At 70.3% G+C, this 16,410-nt stretch carries 18 protein-coding genes; 11 read left to right on the top strand and 7 right to left on the bottom strand.

The window, feature by feature from the left end:
- Positions 1-459 precede the first annotated feature (459 nt).
- Positions 460-975, top strand: a complete 516-nt coding sequence (locus ABT160_RS24235; RefSeq protein ID WP_351649866.1) for a hypothetical protein — start codon at positions 460-462, stop codon at positions 973-975.
- Between the two features lie 330 nt (positions 976-1,305).
- Positions 1,306-1,590: a hypothetical protein gene (locus ABT160_RS24230; RefSeq protein ID WP_351649865.1), complete on the top strand. Its 285-nt coding sequence runs from the start codon at positions 1,306-1,308 to the stop codon at positions 1,588-1,590.
- Between the two features lie 242 nt (positions 1,591-1,832).
- Here ABT160_RS24230 and ABT160_RS24225 read toward each other — a convergent pair whose 3' ends face one another.
- Entirely contained in the window at positions 1,833-2,285 is a 453-nt protein-coding gene (locus ABT160_RS24225; RefSeq protein WP_351649864.1) for a hypothetical protein, read from the bottom strand.
- A gap of 491 nt (positions 2,286-2,776) precedes the next feature.
- On the opposite strand from ABT160_RS24225, the gene ABT160_RS24220 reads away from it, so the two are divergent.
- The gene (locus ABT160_RS24220) at positions 2,777-3,181 is read left to right on the top strand and encodes a hypothetical protein (protein ID WP_351649862.1); all 405 of its coding nucleotides are present in this window, start codon (positions 2,777-2,779) and stop codon (positions 3,179-3,181) included.
- 25 nt (positions 3,182-3,206) lie between these two features.
- On the opposite strand, the gene ABT160_RS24215 is transcribed toward ABT160_RS24220, so the two are convergent.
- Positions 3,207-3,488, bottom strand: a complete 282-nt coding sequence (locus ABT160_RS24215) for a hypothetical protein (protein WP_351649861.1) — start codon at positions 3,486-3,488, stop codon at positions 3,207-3,209.
- A gap of 103 nt (positions 3,489-3,591) precedes the next feature.
- A complete protein-coding gene (locus tag ABT160_RS24210; protein WP_351649860.1) occupies positions 3,592-3,852 on the bottom strand; it encodes a hypothetical protein in 261 nt (86 codons plus the stop codon).
- A gap of 214 nt (positions 3,853-4,066) precedes the next feature.
- Here ABT160_RS24210 and ABT160_RS24205 point away from each other — a divergent pair, with 214 nt between their 5' ends.
- The 3 genes from ABT160_RS24205 to ABT160_RS24195 all read left to right on the top strand — a co-directional run bounded on the left by ABT160_RS24205 (position 4,067) and on the right by ABT160_RS24195 (position 8,149).
- Positions 4,067-6,007: a helicase HerA domain-containing protein gene (locus ABT160_RS24205; protein ID WP_351649859.1), complete on the top strand. Its 1,941-nt coding sequence runs from the start codon at positions 4,067-4,069 to the stop codon at positions 6,005-6,007.
- A gap of 135 nt (positions 6,008-6,142) precedes the next feature.
- Entirely contained in the window at positions 6,143-6,952 is an 810-nt protein-coding gene (locus ABT160_RS24200; RefSeq protein ID WP_351649858.1) for a hypothetical protein, read from the top strand.
- 135 nt (positions 6,953-7,087) lie between these two features.
- Entirely contained in the window at positions 7,088-8,149 is a 1,062-nt protein-coding gene (locus ABT160_RS24195) for a hypothetical protein (RefSeq protein WP_351649857.1), read from the top strand.
- Between the two features lie 173 nt (positions 8,150-8,322).
- Here ABT160_RS24195 and ABT160_RS24190 read toward each other — a convergent pair whose 3' ends face one another.
- Positions 8,323-8,892: a hypothetical protein gene (locus tag ABT160_RS24190; RefSeq protein ID WP_351649856.1), complete on the bottom strand. Its 570-nt coding sequence runs from the start codon at positions 8,890-8,892 to the stop codon at positions 8,323-8,325.
- Between the two features lie 114 nt (positions 8,893-9,006).
- On the opposite strand from ABT160_RS24190, the gene ABT160_RS24185 reads away from it, so the two are divergent.
- From ABT160_RS24185 to ABT160_RS24165, 5 genes are all read left to right on the top strand, one after another.
- Positions 9,007-9,333, top strand: coding sequence for a hypothetical protein (locus ABT160_RS24185; RefSeq protein ID WP_351649855.1), 327 nt, complete (start codon positions 9,007-9,009; stop codon positions 9,331-9,333).
- Entirely contained in the window at positions 9,320-9,829 is a 510-nt protein-coding gene (locus tag ABT160_RS24180) for a DUF6879 family protein (protein ID WP_502984291.1), read from the top strand. Before ABT160_RS24185 ends, ABT160_RS24180 begins: the two co-directional genes overlap by 14 nt.
- A gap of 31 nt (positions 9,830-9,860) precedes the next feature.
- Positions 9,861-10,712: a helix-turn-helix domain-containing protein gene (locus ABT160_RS24175; protein ID WP_351649853.1), complete on the top strand. Its 852-nt coding sequence runs from the start codon at positions 9,861-9,863 to the stop codon at positions 10,710-10,712.
- A gap of 100 nt (positions 10,713-10,812) precedes the next feature.
- Positions 10,813-11,001, top strand: a complete 189-nt coding sequence (locus tag ABT160_RS24170; protein WP_351649852.1) for a hypothetical protein — start codon at positions 10,813-10,815, stop codon at positions 10,999-11,001.
- Complete coding sequence (locus tag ABT160_RS24165) at positions 10,998-11,384, top strand: DUF6415 family natural product biosynthesis protein (RefSeq protein WP_351649851.1); 387 nt, start codon at positions 10,998-11,000, stop codon at positions 11,382-11,384. The genes ABT160_RS24170 and ABT160_RS24165 overlap by 4 nt, the downstream gene beginning before the upstream one ends.
- Before the next feature lie 181 nt (positions 11,385-11,565).
- On the opposite strand, the gene ABT160_RS24160 is transcribed toward ABT160_RS24165, so the two are convergent.
- From ABT160_RS24160 to ABT160_RS24150, 3 genes are all read right to left on the bottom strand, one after another.
- Positions 11,566-12,114: a hypothetical protein gene (locus tag ABT160_RS24160; protein WP_351649850.1), complete on the bottom strand. Its 549-nt coding sequence runs from the start codon at positions 12,112-12,114 to the stop codon at positions 11,566-11,568.
- A gap of 678 nt (positions 12,115-12,792) precedes the next feature.
- Positions 12,793-13,431, bottom strand: a complete 639-nt coding sequence (locus ABT160_RS24155) for a hypothetical protein (RefSeq protein ID WP_351649849.1) — start codon at positions 13,429-13,431, stop codon at positions 12,793-12,795.
- Positions 13,428-15,830 carry a DEAD/DEAH box helicase gene (locus ABT160_RS24150; protein ID WP_351649848.1) on the bottom strand — a complete coding sequence of 801 codons (2,403 nt, stop codon included), beginning with the start codon at positions 15,828-15,830 and terminating at the stop codon, positions 13,428-13,430. The genes ABT160_RS24155 and ABT160_RS24150 overlap by 4 nt, the downstream gene beginning before the upstream one ends.
- Between the last annotated feature and the right edge of the window lie 580 nt (positions 15,831-16,410).

Genomic DNA, 16,410 nt, shown 5'->3' with positions numbered 1-16,410 from the left:
GGAGACCCGGCGCGCACGGCCGTCACGAGGCGGTCTGGGGGAGTGGGCAAGCCCAAGGAGGCCCTGGGCAAGCCGCGTGGGTCGCTGGCTTGCCCACCCCTGGCCGTGCAGGGGCGGTATCGGTCATGGCCTCGGCCTGGAGGCTGGTGGCGAGGCTGCTGCTGGCCGATGGCCGATGGCCGATGGCCGATGGCCGGTGACCGGTGACCGGTGACCGGTGACCGGTGACCGGTGGGCGGGCAGTTGCATGGACCGGTCACAGCTCTGACATGCCACTTGACCGGTGTGGAACGGCAGTTCGGCCACGTCGGCCCTGCCCCGTGACCGGCCAACGACTACGGGGCAAGCCGCAGGCCCACTGGGCAAGCCCACCGTCAGCCAGGCTTGCCCAGTAGGCCTGGCCGGGGCTGGCTCTGCGGCTCTCCCGCCCTGTCGGTCGCCCTGGGCATACTGCTGGCCATGACGCCGCCGCTTCCCCTCCGCCTGCACCTCATGATCGCTTTCTTGGTGGCGGTGGCCGGAGCGCTCGCTGGGGCCGTACTCGGCGTGGCGCTGTCCGGCCACCTGCTGTCGCTGGCCTTTGCCGGGGCCGGCGGGCTCGGCGCGGGAACCTGGGCGCTGCTCTCGCGCCGCCAGATCGTCGGCTTCTTCGAGGAACTGCTCCGACCCGCCCGGGAGGTCCCCCGGCCGGCCGACGGAGAGGGGGAGGCTCTCGCCGACAATTTGGTGGCCGGCCTGTGCATGTACCAGGCCGCGGTGTTCCCCCTGGAGCCTGGCGGGGTCAGCTCTGCTGAGATCACCGCCCGCCGGACGGTGGCCTACCGGCTCTCCGCGTACGAGGGCCTGCCGCGCCGGATCCGGGTATCGGCAGCCGCGGCCCTGGAGGCCATCGACCAGGGGCAGGACGAAGCAGAGGCGGCGCAGGCGATGAGTGATCTGGGGCTCGCGGTCTACGACCATCGCAACAGCCGGTAGGAGGCGCGGTCAGGGTTGTACCGCAGGGAGGCTGCAGAGGTGGTTACACGGTTGCCTCCGGCGGGGGACCGGAGGTGTGACCGGGAGTGGGAGCCCGACAAATAGGACACGCCTCGTTGTTGCTGGTCAGCCCCGGTGGGCAAGCCTGCTTTCGGCACGGACACCTCTTTCCCACGCAGTAGCCGTGGGCGAGAGGTCCTCTCCGGTCCGCGGCCGGCGACCAGGACGCGACACAAGCGAACCGGCTGTTCTACGTTCCCGCCCGCCTGGTCCCGCGACCGCGTCTCCAACCGGGAGCCCAGCGTGGCCGGGCAGAAGGGAACCAACACTATGACCTTCATCGAGCCCGGCCTGTCCGTACGTGATGGCTTCGCCGAAGGACCGCTCGCCGACGCCGCACTGTCCCGAGCGGCCCGCGCCGCCCAGATCCTCAGGAAGCTCCAGGAACAGGCGCCGACGCTGACCGACGGCCAACTGCGGGACGGCGTGCACCGGGCACTGCGCCACTTCACACGGGAGCAGCCTCCCGCCTGTCAGGTCGACAGCATCACCGCGCTGATCCGCCGCGGGGTGCGCATCGACTGGACTGCGCCTGTCCGACTGCCCTGCGCCTGACGCCCGCCGGGCAGAAGAGCCCCTACGTGTCCGCCCGCCCGGCGGGAGAGGCCGAACTGCCAGGTGGCGCAGGCCTTCCGCTGCCGGTGGTGGCGGGGGCTGGCCGGGTGGGCGCTGCACGACCCGCTCCCCGGCACCCCGCCCCCCGACCGCCGGTTCGGGGGGCGTGGCGTGGCTTCAACTGCTACGGCGGCACACCCTGAATCCTGGGACCGCCGTACGGTGCCACCTGCCCGGAGCTGTCACACCGTCCCGGGGGCGCGGCTCGCGGTGGCCGGGCCCACACTCCCGGCCTGCAGCACCGCGCCCTCCAGCTGCCGCAGGGTGTCGGCGACGTCGCCGTCCTCGTCGGTGAGGATGTTCTGAGAGAAGAGGGTGATGGTCTCGGCGATGCCCGGCGCACCGGCCAGGCATTCGCCCTCGCTCAGCAGCTCCAGCAGCAGCCGCCCCAGCGCCGCGGCGAGGAAGGAGTGCGTGCACGGCTCCCCGTCGTGCTGGTCCACGGCGGTGACGGGGATGACGACGCGCGCGGCGACGTCCAGGAGCAGCCGGTGCAGCTCGGCTCCCGCCTCGCCGGCGATCGCGCAGGCGGCGTTGATGTCGTCGGCCTGCAACGAGCGGATGTAGGCGAAGGCGTAGGCGACGTCGTCCGGCTCCATCGGCGGCAGCGGGGCGATGACGGTGTTCTCGGGCATGGCTGACTCCTCGTGGTCGGGCCGCCTCGCTGACCGCGGCGGCCTCAACACCACCCTCGACTCGCCGCCCTGTGGACAGAGTTCGGCCGCTGACCCGGGACAGGCAAGAGGTATCGCCTGCCTACGGGCCCCCTTCGCGCGGGAGCAGACGATCCGTGCGCGTCTGCCCCCTTCTCCACCAGGCGCGCAGCGCCCCGGCCGCAGGCATGCACCGCCCAGCGCCTCGCCTCTCTACCAGACCCACGAGCGCGTGGGGCGGGAACGCGGGCCGCCGGGCAGCGTCCGGCGTGCCTCGGTAAGGTCGGCTTCAGCCCGCGCCGGCATGGGTGCGCGTGGTCAGGCCCGGTGCCCACAGCTTGTGACGGCTTCGGGAGCAGTACCACCGGGCCGCCCCTCCAGTTCACCAAGCTGGACGCCATCCCGGAAGAGACCTGTTCAGCAGGTGATTGTCCGTGGCAGGCTCGTGGTCTTCCAGGTGAGGGGAGTACGCGATGGAGGGCTTCGCGAAGACGGAAGGCGAGCTGTGCCCGGACTGCCAGGCGGGCCCGGGTCCGGAGAACGCCTGCGTCGGAGTGGGCCTGCCGATCCAGATGTGGCACACGCCCGACTGCCCGCAGTGGACCATCATGCAGATCGACTTCGAGGCTGGCTCCCGGCGCATCAAGGAAGAGGAAGGATGGGCCAGGGGCGTTTTCCCGGCCGCGCACGAACGCCTGAAGCAGGCTGCCGCCGGGCTGCCGTCCGGGACGCCTGCCCAGCCGTTCGTCGACGCACTGACCGAACTGGTCCAGGCACAGGCTGACACCACCGGCGTCGTGGTCCTGCACCGGTGGGCGGAAATCCTGGAGAGGCATTTCCCGCCGCAGCTGCCAGACCCCGAGCACACCACCGAGTAGCTGCGGCCGCAGGGGTCCGGAGCGGTCAGGCGGCGTCGCCGTCGCCGGCCGGAAGCTGAGGCCGGCGGATCCGCTCACGCTCGACCTCGGCAGCAATGACCGCGCGCTGCGTCTCGCCACGCTGCTCAATGGCCGTCCGCTCCGTCGCGCCGCGCTGCTCGATGTGCGCCTTCGCCACTCGCCCGGCCACCGTGACCGCCGTGGCGAGGGGCAAGGCCGTGACCAGGATGCCCGGCCAGGCGGAGCCGGTAAGGGAGTCACCCGGCTGGAAGTCGGTCGGCGGAACAACAGGCTCGTCTGTACTCATAGCCCCCATCGTCCGGCCCTCGCACCCCTGTTGACCAGCACAGTCACCCGTACGGCCCACAGGGGGCGGTCAGGGGTCGTGATGTGGTCGAACTCTATGGACGTCACCGCTCGGGCAGTTTGCGGCGAAGACCGTCCATCGCCTTCTTCACGTCCCCGAGCTGGTCGCCCAGCACCCGCATACGCCAGTCCAGGCGCTCCATCCGGGCAGCGGCCGCCAACGACGCGAACGTCTGCGCCATCTGCGCCGCGCCCGCCTCGCCCGCCAACGCCTTCTTGACGTATCGGGCGGCCATCGCCTCGTACTGCTTCGCGCGCTCCACCGCTGCCTTGAACTCGGGCGCTTCGTCGTCGTGTTCGGTCATGCAGCCCCTCCCAGGTTGATCTCTCCTCACCGTTGTACCGACCGCGGCTCACAGTCGGGGCGTCTGCGGATTTTCGGACCGGAAAGTCGTCCACAGATCGCAGCTCAGGGCCCACTTTTCGCCGCGCTCTGTCCACAGGCTGACGGCCCTATCCAGGAGGTGTCCGCTTTCGGGTGTGAAGTGCCCGGACGCACACCGACCGGGAGGGCACGCCGTGGGGCAGACGAAGTTCGACAAGCAGCTGGAGGAGGACGCCGGTTCCGTGGCGTTCTGGATCGGCCGGTTCCTGGCCGGCCGGGACCTGGACGGGGTGCGGCGTACGGATGCCACGTTCTGGCGTACGGGCACGCGGGTCCTGCCGGGGGTGGAGGGCCGGGTCCGGCGCTGGTCCTACCTGCCCGGCTGGCGCCGATCGTCCTTCCGTACCGTGCTGGGGGCCGCCGTCTCCGGTGTCACTTTCCAGGCTTCCTACCGCTTCGACATCACCGCGGCGACCGGCCAGGAGGTGTGGGAGCACCGTCAGGAGGTGCTGGCCGCGTTGGAGACGGGCGGGATCGCCGCTGCGTCGACCGGGGTCGTGGGGAGCGCCGCCTACCTCGCGTGGACCCGCGAGCGCCGGGAGCTGATGCGCGAGTGGGTGCTCCCGCTGCACGACGCGCTCCACCGCCCGCTGGGCCTGGCGGAGCAGACCGACCCGCGTCGCTACCTGCACATCCCGAAGAACTTCTCCGACGACGATGCGGAGATCCGCATCGACCTGCCGCGCCAGCTCGGCTTCTCCCGCGAGGTGGTCGCCGACGTCATCGTGCAGAAGCTCGCGCTGCAGGGCGTGTCGTTTTCCTGGCACCCCGAGGGCCGCCGCCCGTACGTGCAGGTGAAGAAGACCCGCAAGCCCCCGGCCCGGGCCGTCTTCAAGGACCCCAGGACGCGAGAACTCGTGGCCGCGGCGAAGGAGTCCGCCCCCGTCATCGGGCTCGGCGCCGGCGGCCAGGTCGTCACGGTGGACCTCGACGCCGAGTCCCCGCACATCCTCATCAACGCCTCCACCGGCGGCGGCAAGTCGGTGACCCTGCGCGCCATCGCCTGCCAGATGCTCCACCACGGCGCCCGCGCCTTCGTCCTGGACACCAAGCGGATCTCCCACCCGTGGGCCCGCGGCCTGCCCGGCGTCACCTACTGCGCCGACATCGCCGACATCCACGACCAGCTCATCGCCCTCGGCACCGAAGGCCGGCGCCGTACCCGGGTCGCCGACGCCCTCGGCATCGACGCCGACCCCAAGGCCATCGGCCCGCGCAACCTGATCCTCCTCGAAGAGATCAACGCCACCATGCGGCAGCTGGCCCGCTACTGGGAGAAGACCCGCGAGTCCGGAGACCCGAAGATCTCCCCGGCCGTCGACGCCCTCAACGAGATCCTCTACATGGGCCGCCAGCTACGCATGCACGTCCTCCTGGTCGCGCAGTCCGCGACCGCCCGCGCGCTGGGCGGCCCGGAGGTCCGCGAGCAGTTCTCCACCCGCATCCTGGCCCGCTACAGCGTCAACGCCTGGCGGATGCTCGCCCCCGAAGTCCACCCCGCACCGAAGTCCACCAAGCACCCCGGCCGCGCCCAGGTCGTCTCCGGCGGCTCCGCCCGCGAGACGCAGGTGCTGTTCTTCACCGAGGCCGAAGCCCGCCAGTGGGCCACCAGCGGCAACCCGGCCCCGGCCACCGCCGAGGCCCAGCCGGGACCGGCGCAGCTGCAGAAGCCCGCCGCCGACTCCCTCGACGACCCCTGGGCCATGCCCGCCCCCGACCAGCCGACCACCGCCATACCGCCCGCCGACCACGACGAGCTCGCCGACGCCTGGAACCTCACCCCGACCCCGGCCGCCATCCCGGGCAGCCTCACGGCCCCCGCCACGCCGCCCACGACGGCGCCTGCGACCGCAGCCCCGGCCGACGACGACCAGGTGGTGGGGCTGCGCCAGGCCGCCGAACACCACCTGCCCGGCATCACCCTGGCCGCGCTGCGCTTCGCCCGCGCCAACGACCCCGCCTTCCCCGCCCCGGCCGCCAAGCGCGGCGCCGAACTCCTCTACCGCGCAAGCGACCTCAAGAAGTGGGCCCGCAACCGCCCCCGCGCCGCCACCGGCACCACCGACCTCGACTGACAAAGCGGACCGCGCGGGCCGCAAGTCCCGCCCGCCACCCGCCGATCCGGACCTGTCCGCTTCCGCCGACACGATCCCCCAGCCCTGGAGAACACCCGGTTCACCAGGCACCGCACAGAACAGGAACACCCCGCCATGACCAAGACCGCGCTCCCGACGATGCTCAGCTTCACCGACCCCGGCCTGCGCGAGCAGATAGAGGCCCTGCCCGAGGGAACCGTCCTCATCGGCGTCAGCACCGATGGCCGCGCCGTCGCCGTCGACCTGGACGCCGAAGCCCCGCACGTCCTGGTCAGCACCGCCACCGGCGGCGGCAGCACCACCGTGCTGCGCTCCCTGACCGCCCAGTTCCTCCACCAGGGAGCCCACGCCCTGGTCCTCGACCCCCGAGTCTCCCACCGGTGGGCGAAGGACCTGCCGGCGGTGACCCACCGCGGGAACACCGTCGGCATCCACGACGCCCTGGTCGGCCTCGGAGACGAGCTGTCGCGCCGCCTCGACCTCCCCGACACCCAGCTCGCCGCCACGCCCCGGCTCATCGTCTCCATGGACAGCACCAACAGCACGCTGCACCAGCTCACCCGTCACTGGGAGACCATCCGCGACACGGACGACCCGCGTACGTCCCCGGCCGTCACCGCCCTCGAGGCCGCGCTGTGGAGCGGGCGCGCGGCCCGCGTGCACGTCCTTCTCGACGGCACGCCCGCCAGCAACGTCCTGGGGGCGGCGCCGCACGAGCTGTTCGGCACGGTCATCCTGGCCCGGGTCACGGCCACCACCTGGCAGCGCCTCGCCCCGCTCGCCGGCCCCGCGCCGACGCCGGGCAAGCACCACGGTCGCGGCCACGTCATCCAGCACGGCGAGGTCCACGAGACGCAGGGCATTTGGATGACCGACGCCGACGTCATCAACTGGCTCACCGACCCGCAGGACCCGGAGAACTGACCGAGCACGGTCTCGGCTGTCGGCGAAGGGGCGCGCACCAGCATGGCGGGTGCCCCTTCAAAGCCGGTAATCGCAAGGCCCGTTGTCAGACCCGGTCCGTACCCTTGGCTGAGGTACCTGCGACAGGAGGGCAACGTGGCCCATGATGGCATCAACAGGCGTGAGATCGACAAGTGGGCCAGGGACCTGGTCAACGAGCACAAAAAGAGCCTGGAACGTGCTCAGCGACGGAACCCTCTACGCCTGTCCGCTCCGATCAACACCATGAGCACCGTTGTTCCCGGTGGCGACGAGACCGCGATCAGCGGCCACTTGGCGCGACTGCTGCTGTGGCTGGATGAGCAGGCACGACAGAATCCGTCGCACTACATCAGGGTGAGCCGCTTCATCGAGGAGCAGCAGCTGAACGACGAGGACGCGTCTGTGCTGGCCTTCGAGCTGGAACAGCGGGACTACGTTCAGCTCTCCCGCGCCTTCAGCGGTGATGCACCGGATGTCTATCTCACCGACGCGGGACGCGCCGCGATCTACCGGCTGAAGAAGCTGCGCCTGGACCGTGCCGCCCGTCTGCGCCACACCATGGACGCCTTCCACCGCTGGCTGTTCGACACCGCCGGGGATCAGAAGCCCATCAATCCGGCGCTGTTCCTTGCCACGCCCGCCTCCTACTTCGCCGGGTCCGAGATCACCGGCACCGAGCTGTACGAAGCGCTCGCTTACCTGGCAGAGCACGAGCTGATCGAGCACATCGACACCGAGCCCCCCACGGTCGCCATCACACCCCAGGGCGCCCGCTGCGCTCTGACTGGAGGAAGCGTGCAGGACCACGTGAACCAGCCCCGCCCCGGTACCACGTACAACACCTACCTGCCGAACGCCAAGGGCGTCATCATCGGTGAGCAGCAGAACTTCACGCAGAACAACGCCGACGGCATCGACCCCACGCTGTTCGCCCAGCTCGCTGGGTACGTCGGTCAGGTCAGTCCCATCCTGGGCCTGACCGACGAAGACCGCGTCGAGCTGGAGCGCGTCGCCCAAGACCTCCACACCGAGGCGACCTCCGCCAGCCCCGAGCCCGGCCAGCTGCGCCAGTTCGCCACCCAGATCAAGGACAAGCTCCTGGAGGCCGCCACCACCATGGCGGCAACGCAGGGCATCCAGATGGCCGAGCAGGCCCTCGCCGCGTTCATGCAGTAGCTGCTCTTGGCACACGGTCTCCAGGGGATCAGCCATGACCTTCCTGGCCACATCCAACAGTGGTACCTGCCCAGCTCAAGCGCGCTTGGGCGAAGCCACCGTCAGCTACGAGCGCGCCAGCAGCTAACGGGAGGGTGCGACGCCGATCGCCAGCGTCCCACCCTCCCGTGGGCTCACATGGTGGCCAGCTCCGGCATTTCAAGAGCTTCTGCGACCCGGCGGGCCATCCTTGCCATCTGCGGCGGCAGGTAGTCATCCAGCGAGTCGAGGTCTTCGCTCAGCCTGGCTCGCAGTCCATGCAGGCACGCCTCGGTGAACAACAGCAGAGGTTCTTCAACAGGGAGCTGGGCCTCCTCCGCTTGCTCTTGGCCCAAGCTGTGCTGCATCCGGTTCGAGGGCGCCCGCATCTCCACGTACGACAGTGGCTCGCCAGCCAGGCCAGCCGTGTAGGCACGGTCCCTCTCCAAGGGTGCCGCCGACCGCAGTTCCTGCTGCCCGACCTGCAGGTATCTCTCCAGGGTGTGAGCGGGCATGCCCGCGCGCTGGCAGTGCGCGGCGATCAGCATGGCGGCCATGTTCATGGTGTCTGCGGCATCGGTGGAGCGGTACAGCGTCATTCGCTTCCAGTCGCGGGCAGCGAAGCGCTCGGTGTAGGCCAACACGTCCTGGCAGTTCTGCACCGTCTCGGCAACCAGTTGGTGAACCGCCCGGCGCAGCGGCTCGGGCATCGCAGTGGAATCCATGGCCGCACGGTAGGCGGGCCGAGGCTTCTGTCTCTGGAGCTGCGCTCCCTGGTCACCCGCACGGACCAGATGCCGCTGCTCCTCGCGCCACCGCCCCGACTGTGTGGGACGCCCTTGACGCCGGATCCGGCCTGCGGGACGGTCATTGCGCAACAATCCGCAACTGGCCTGTCTTCGGAGGCGATCATGGCGTTACTTTTCTTCGGCACGGACCCGAACTCGGGTGGCGGGAACTGTCCTGCGGTGTGGGTGGACACCCAGGCCGCGGAGGGGCCGGAGCTGGTGTTGCAGGGCAAGCTCGCCGATGCGGCGACCCGGGCCGTGTGCGGCCACGACAGCCCGCCGGCGGACGACGAGGGCGTGATCCGGCTGTCGGTGCGGATGGTGGAACAGATCAGGAAGGCATGCGATGCCGCAGAAGCCGCCCGTGCCCAGCTTTGAGGACCTGCTCGACTCCGCCCACCGTCATGCCCTGCACCTGGAGCTTCGTGACGTGTACGCGGTGGGGGAGGAGCGGGAGGTCTACGACGCCTTCCTGCGCGAGGGGAGCGTGCCGGCGGACGACTCGGCGTACTGGAGCGGGTGGCTGCCGCTGGTGGAGCGCACCGTCGCCCGCGGGGTGAAGGTCCGCCGTGCCCGGGTCGTGTCCGAGCCCGTCACCGACTACGTCCGTTTCGAGCACGCCATCACCGATGCCAACCTCCGTGCCGGCGAGCAGGTCCGCTGGCTGTCCCGGCGCCGTGCCTCCACGCTGGCCCTGCCGGGCAACGACTTCTGGCTCATCGACGACCGGCTCGTACGCTTCAACGTCTTCTCCGGTGACGGCGAGGCCCTGGAGCCCGACCACACCGAGGACCCGCAGGCCGTCAAGCTGTGCTCCGAGGCGTTCCGCACGGTGTGGGAGCTGGCCACCGAGCACGCCGACTACCGCATCTGACCGACGCGCACCCCCAGGGACCATCCACCTCATGACGAACGCCTCCCCGTCCTCCAGCGCTCAAGGGGCCCGTGAGGCGCTCGCCGTACGGCTGCTGCACCTGCGCAAGGACGCCGGCCTCACCGGGAAGGACCTCTCCGCCCGGTGCGGCTGGCACCCCGCGAAAACCACCCGCATCCAAAAAGGCGCGGTCCTGCCCTCCGATGCCGACATCCGCACCTGGTGTGCGGCGTGCGGCGCCAACGAGCAGGCCGAGGACCTCATCGCCACCGCCCGCGCCGTGGACTCCATGTACATGGAGTGGCGCCGCCTGCACCGCAACGGCATGCGCCAGGTCCAGCAGGACTGGTACGACCTGCACGAGAAGACCCGCCACTGCCGCGTCTACCTCTCCACCCTGCCACCCGGCTTCCTGCAGACCCCGGCCTTCGCGACCGCCCTCATGCAGCAGATCACCCGCTTCCAGGGCACCCCCGACGACGTCGCCGAAGCCGTCGCCGCCCGCGTCGCCCGCTCCCGCTTCCTCTACGAAGGCGGTCACACCTACGTCGTCCTCATGGAAGAGTCCGTCCTGCGCTTTCGCACCGCCGACCCCGACGCCATGCGCGGCCAGCTGCGCCACCTCCTGGCCGTGATGCCGCTCGCCTCCCTCTCACTCGGCATCATCCCCTTCACCGCGCAGCGCACCGTCTGGCCACTGGAGGCCTTCTACGTCCACGACGACACCAGCGCCGTCGTGGAGACGCTCACGGCGGAGATCAAGGTGACCCAGCCCCGCGAGATCGCCGACTACCTCAAGGCGTTCACCGGCCTCGCGGAGATGGCCGTCTACGGCGACGCCGCCCGCGCCCTCATCCAGACCGCGATGGACGCGCTGGAGTGAAGTTCCGCAATATCCCGCAATCTCGTTGAGGACCGAGCCGGAGCCTCCGTAGCGTCGAACGACACCAACGCCACGCACCCAGCACACGGAGGCGGTGCCCATGAGCGCCCGCACACCCAGCGGCCCCGCGCCCGACGAACCCGGCCTCCAGCGGCCCGACTTCGGCCGGCCTTCACCCGCACTGCTGGAGCACGCCGTACGCGGCTACGCACGCTTCCTCGCCGACCCGGCCCCGGCCGCCGACACCGGCGACCACGGCCAAGACGACGACGCGGCGGGCCTGCGATGAGCGGGGCCTACGCCGTGCTCCACGATCCCGAGGGCCTGCTGGACGACGAACTGCCCCTGGACCGTGCCCCACACGAGGCCCTCGTCACCGCCGTCCTCGCGTGGAAGGACCCGGACCTCGCGCCCCGCGACTACGAGCAGATCGCCCTCCAGCTCACCGGACACGCCCGCGCGGTGGCCGCCGATGTCCGGCGTCTCGCCGCCGCCCTGCCCAAGAATGACGGCCGCGGCGCCCTCGCCGAAATCATCCTCAGCGAAGCCGACGGCCGCCTGGCCGCGCCCCTGAAGGGCACCGCCCACTGCGTCCAGAACCGCGCCCGCCTCGTACGAGCCCTCTACACCCGCCTGGACCGCCTCACCGAACCTGCCCCGGCAACCGCGTAGTTCCCCCGGATGACCCCCCGGGGGGCCTGCGCGGATGCCGCGGTGATGCCCCACTGCGCCACCCCCGGCGCATCGGCCCTGGGAGCAGTGCCGCTGGCCCGGACAGTGAAGGTCCCGGGTCGCCCCGTGCGCCCGCCCCCGGCATGCCTCGCACTGGCCTCGCTTGCGGCTGAGACGGGTGTCAGACCTCGCGCTGATAGCGCAAGAGCCTCGACTGGACTTCGTCGACCGGCAGCGCCAGGGCGGCTGCGATCTCTTCCCAGGACCGTCCCTCCTCCTGATCCTTCTGCTCGCACAACACCTGGTACGCCGTGTCCTGGCGGACTTCCTTCAGCTGTCGCTCCAGGCGGTCCAGGACCTTCAAGACGGCGAGAGGCTCGTCAACTGAGAGCTCTTCCAGCCGCCTGACCAGCTTCTCGGCACGCTTCTCCAGCTTGTCGGGCACCTGCACGGAGGCGGCTTCCACCTGCTCCAGGTGAGCACTCCAGTCCCGCTGGCAGTCACTGCTCGGCGCGTTCTCCACCCAGGCTTCACCGTCTTCCGTCGACCAGGCCAGCGGATAGCGGTTCTCGCCGCGCCAGCCGCAGGAACAGGCACCTCGTAAGGCTGCGGCCTGGGGGTTGCCGAACCTGCCGTCATGGTCCTGCCACCGGTATGACCGATGCACGGAGGGGCCATCGCTGGAAGCGAAGAGGGCAGGGCCTGGCTCGGTGCCGTCCTCGAGCAGCACCCCCGATCGCCCTTGGTGCGCCAGCCCGAACTTCCGATCGGTCCAGTCCCAGTCTGTTCCCACAATCCCTCCCGACTACGACGCGCGGCCACGAAGTTGTCGCCGGCCATTGGCAGCATGCCGGAGAGAAGTTGTACGTGAACCCCGTCTGGCGAAAGAGCCGCGGGCAGTAAGAAGAACCCGCCCCAGAAACCTGACACGAGCTCGACGGTCTCAGCCACCGCGCGCGGCTAGGGTGCACGGGTATGAGCTCACGAGCGCCCCGGCGGGACTGTCACATCTGCGGCCGCGACGTCGCGGTCGTCGGCGGCCGTCTGCACCGGCATGACCCGCCTGAGGGCCTTCGCGGGGCCGACCGGCTCACCTCCTGCACCGGTACAGGACAGGTCCCCAGCGTGCCGGTCCCCGGACAGATGTCCCTCGCTCCCCATGTCTTCGACCCCCGGGCCGAACGCACCCTCGAGCTTTTCCACGCCGAGGACTTGATGCCCGACGCATGAGGCACAACCGACCTCAGCATGCGGACCTCGCGGCACCACACGCGGTATCCGTGGAGCCGGTCCTGACGGAGCGCTCCAGTCGCTACACGCACTCCAGTGTGAAGCCGCACCTCAGGACCTGCGGCCCTCGCTCTCCAGTACGTGTAGGGCATGGGGCCGGTGCCACGGTCTCTGTGGATCACCAGTCGTCGGGTGCGCTGCCCGCCCACGCGATCGGCTGGCCCTCACGGTTGCGGCCCCAGTGCGGTTCGTCCATCGAGGTCTCGTGCCCGTCGGGCAGGACACAGATCCGCCCCCAGCGGCCGTGCTTGCCCGCGCAGCCTCCCACGAGCCGGGACGCGTCACCCTCGCGCACCGCCTGGTCGTAGCGGTCCTGGAACGGCTGCAGACGAGCGGAGAGCTCAACGCCGAGCTCCCTCTCCGCGCCCTCCACCCGGGCCCGCGCCTCCTGCACCCCGCGGTCGGACAGCAGAGCGGCGAGGGCCTTCTCTGCCTCGTCTCCCGCCACCAGCTCGGAGGGCTTCGGCGACGGTGCTGTCTCCGGGCCGACTCCGCTGGTGGTCAGGGCGATGGACTGCACGTCGATCTGGTCCGCCTGCCCCGCCAGGTTCGAGGCCAGGGCCCGGACGGTGTCCGCGTCCAGGAGGACCGGCTCGCGGTCGGCGGGCGCCCACAGCGGGGCGTCCCCGGCCGCGCACTCGCTCCAGGCCGCGGCGACGGAGCGCAGCAGCGCGGCGACGTCGCCGCCCCGGAAGTACACCTGCCCGTCGCTGCCACGCAGCGGCCGGAGCTCCCCGACGACCTCCGGCTCGCTCATACCGCCCACTCCAGCCCCAGCCCGGCCAGTGTGGCGAGCTTGTCGGCGGTCAGCTTCGCGCGCCGGGTCTTGGTGTTACTCAGGAACACCCCGAGCTTCACCTCGATGCCGCCTTCCAACGTCTCTACGTGGGCCCTGGGCACCGTCACCGAGCCCGTACGCGCCTTGTACTGCGCCAGGGCCGCAACGCCCCTCTCGAAGGCGCCCACGGGCACCGTGGACGGCTTCGCGGACACGTCCGGCTCCGGCGGGGCCAAGTCCGCAGCGCTCACGGTGACGCCGAGGGCCTCCAGGCGCTCGCGCTGCTCGTCGGCCAAGGCCGCCCACACCTCGCGCTTGCGCTGCCGGGCCAGCCACTTGCCGACGTCCATGCCGTGCACGGTGAAGCCAGGCAGCACCTGGTCCGCGCCGTCCTCGTCGCGCACGAGCTCGCGCAGCGCGGCGTAGTACCGCTGCCACTCCGCAGGCCACGAGGGGTTCCAGTCCTCGTCCACGGCCAAGAGCGCCGCCTCCCACTCCGGGTGTCCGTCCAGTGCACCGGGACGGCGCAGGTTGGACAGCCACTGCCCGATCGGCTTGTCGAGCGCGGCCGCCAACCGGGGCGCGCACAGCGTCCAGTGCTCCTGGTAGTAGACCCGGGCCGCCGCCAAGTTCTCCTGGAACCGCGCGTCGGCCGCAGACCAGGCCATGCCCAGCTTCTCCAGCCGCTGCGCCCGCCGGCCGTTCATCTGCCCGGCCCCGTACGCCCGCCGCTGCTCCGCCACCCACTGACCGAGCGGAAAGGCGCCCTCCTTGTGCTCGTACGGCACCCGGGCATGACCCTCGCGCTCGGCGTACGCCTTGAGCTTCGCCCAGCCCCGCGCCCAGTCCTGCCGCTCGGTGTCGATCACGTTGAAGGACACCCAGTTCGCGACCATCACCGGATCACGCGGAGCCGCAAAGCGAAGCAGCAACCGGGATTCTTCCTCGTTATCACCGGGCGCCATACCGATGTATTCAGAGGGTTCCACGACGTTCTTCTGAGGCTCCTGCGGAATGGCCAGCAACTCCACGGCCTCTTCGTCATGGGCCCGCAGACCTTCCAGCACCTTCACCAACGGCCGGTACGAACCGGAGGTGAACATGTCCTCCGGCTCCTCGTCAGGCTGGAGGAACACCGGCACGATCAACGAGGCGAGCTTGCCCTCTCCGGGCTTCTGACGCAGCGCCCGCCCGATGGCCTGGACGATGTCGTGCGGCGCGCCCTTGGGATCCAGGAGCGCCACGGAGTCGACGGCCCGGATGTCCACGCCTTCCCCCAGGACACGGCAGTTGGAGAGCACCGCCCGCCGGGCGGTGGTCCCGAACTGGCCCAGCACGTCCCGCCGGCGCTCCGGCACGTGCTCGCCGCACAGCCAGTCCGCCCAGACCTCCGACGGGTACTTCTCCGGCTGGTCGGCGTGCAACCGCTTGGCCACGCGCTCCAGGCCCTCCGCGTACGCCTGGGCCTCTATGGTCCGGTGGTGGAAGGTGATGCACGTCTGCAGGTTGTGCTGTTCCATGGTGTGCAGCAGAGCGGCCTGGAGGGCGCCCAGGCGCTGCCCGCGGACTTCCTCGCCGTGCCGGTCCTCTCCGGCCAGCCGCTCGGGCGTCACGACGGGGTCCTTCAGCTCCAGGACGATGATCTGGTACCGCGCCAGCAGCTTGCGCGACACCGCTGAGGCCAGAGACAACTTGTAGAGCACTGGCCCGAACACGGCCTCATCGTCCATGGACGCCGCCATCTCCTGCGGCAACGGGTCCCGCACCCCTTGCGCGACCTCCCAGTGCGCAGGCCGCTCCTGCCAGATCCGGGGCGTCGCCGTCAGGTACAGACGGCGACGCGCGGGGATCTTCGACTGGGCGTGGATGTCCGCCCACGCCTTCCCCATCGAGCCCGACGTCCGGTGCGCCTCATCGACCACCGCCAGGTCCACCGGGGCGAGCTTCTGCCCGTAGGCGCCCTCGAAGGCTTCCACGAGCACGCCCAGCGAGGCGTAGGTGGCGTAGATGGTCACCGGCCCCGCCTTGTGCCACAGCGCCAACTGCACGGGGTTGGTCGTGGACCGTACTCCCAGGTGCCACAGCTCCGGGTCGTCCAGCGGCGAACACACCATGACAGCCGGCCCCGCAGGTCCGACGCCGCTCCACGCCTTCACGGTCTGCGCCAGGAGATCCAGAGTCGGCACCACCACGAGGATGCGCCCCCTGGGCACGATCCTTTTCGCGGAAGCCGCCGCGATGATGGTTTTTCCCGTTCCGCACGCGGCGTGCACCTGCCCGCGCAAGCCATTCGAGGGAATTCCGCCCGGCGGGATGTCGAGGCCGCGCACGATGGCGGAGACGGCCTCAATCTGGTGTTCACGCAGTTTCACGGCCATTCCCGTGTTCTCCTTTTCGCGGAATGCGGCGCGTAATAGAAATGAGAGTCTGGCGCGGTGACTGGCGGGCGGGGGTGGTGATGTCTGGTACCAGACTCTACACATCTAGCATCCGTGATGCATCACCCGTACGACAGGTTCGCCCTGTAGGCTGATACTTGGCCGAATGCCGCCCTACGCGCACAGTTCATGGGGTATGATAGCGGGGCGTCAGCGAACGCGATCATCCGGTTTCGAGGGTGGGGAGCGGTTCGGGTGGAGCGCAGCGGAGCCCGTCACTGCGGTGAGGCCGGCACCCGATCGGACCGACAGTTCGTCACCCTCGTTGCAGAGGTGACGGCTGGGAAACCCAAGCCCTACACAGTCCCGCGCACGATGCACCTCCCCTTCGTAGCCAGCCTGGGTGATCGCGCTTGCGCGGTCGCCTCCAATTCGCGCTTGCGCGAATTGCATTCCGTCCGGAATTCCGTTTACGGAATTCCATTCCCGCGCTTGCGCGGGAATCCGAATTGCGCTTGCGCAATTCGCGCTCTATGCCCCGGCTTGCCGGGGCATATCCCGCGGAGCGGGATATGCCCCG

Origin of the sequence: Streptomyces sp. NPDC001941 (assembly GCF_040296945.1) — a bacterium.
Taxonomy (GTDB): domain Bacteria; phylum Actinomycetota; class Actinomycetes; order Streptomycetales; family Streptomycetaceae; genus Streptomyces.
Note: the sequence above shows the minus strand (reverse complement) of the source record. Positions and strands in the feature narration are given on the sequence as shown.

Bases quoted from the DNA above. Each gene is read 5' to 3' on its own strand.
- ABT160_RS24235 (WP_351649866.1), top strand. From the start codon at position 460: ATGACGCCGCCGCTTCCCCTCCGCCTGCACCTCATGATCGCTTTCTTG.
- ABT160_RS24230 (WP_351649865.1), top strand. From the start codon at position 1,306: ATGACCTTCATCGAGCCCGGCCTGTCCGTACGTGATGGCTTCGCCGAA.
- ABT160_RS24225 (WP_351649864.1), bottom strand. From the start codon at position 2,285: ATGCCCGAGAACACCGTCATCGCCCCGCTGCCGCCGATGGAGCCGGAC.
- ABT160_RS24220 (WP_351649862.1), top strand. From the start codon at position 2,777: ATGGAGGGCTTCGCGAAGACGGAAGGCGAGCTGTGCCCGGACTGCCAG.
- ABT160_RS24215 (WP_351649861.1), bottom strand. From the start codon at position 3,488: ATGAGTACAGACGAGCCTGTTGTTCCGCCGACCGACTTCCAGCCGGGT.
- ABT160_RS24210 (WP_351649860.1), bottom strand. From the start codon at position 3,852: ATGACCGAACACGACGACGAAGCGCCCGAGTTCAAGGCAGCGGTGGAG.
- ABT160_RS24200 (WP_351649858.1), top strand. From the start codon at position 6,143: ATGACCAAGACCGCGCTCCCGACGATGCTCAGCTTCACCGACCCCGGC.
- ABT160_RS24190 (WP_351649856.1), bottom strand. From the start codon at position 8,892: ATGGATTCCACTGCGATGCCCGAGCCGCTGCGCCGGGCGGTTCACCAA.
- ABT160_RS24175 (WP_351649853.1), top strand. From the start codon at position 9,861: ATGACGAACGCCTCCCCGTCCTCCAGCGCTCAAGGGGCCCGTGAGGCG.
- ABT160_RS24170 (WP_351649852.1), top strand. From the start codon at position 10,813: ATGAGCGCCCGCACACCCAGCGGCCCCGCGCCCGACGAACCCGGCCTC.
- ABT160_RS24165 (WP_351649851.1), top strand. From the start codon at position 10,998: ATGAGCGGGGCCTACGCCGTGCTCCACGATCCCGAGGGCCTGCTGGAC.
- ABT160_RS24155 (WP_351649849.1), bottom strand. From the start codon at position 13,431: ATGAGCGAGCCGGAGGTCGTCGGGGAGCTCCGGCCGCTGCGTGGCAGC.
- ABT160_RS24150 (WP_351649848.1), bottom strand. From the start codon at position 15,830: ATGGCCGTGAAACTGCGTGAACACCAGATTGAGGCCGTCTCCGCCATC.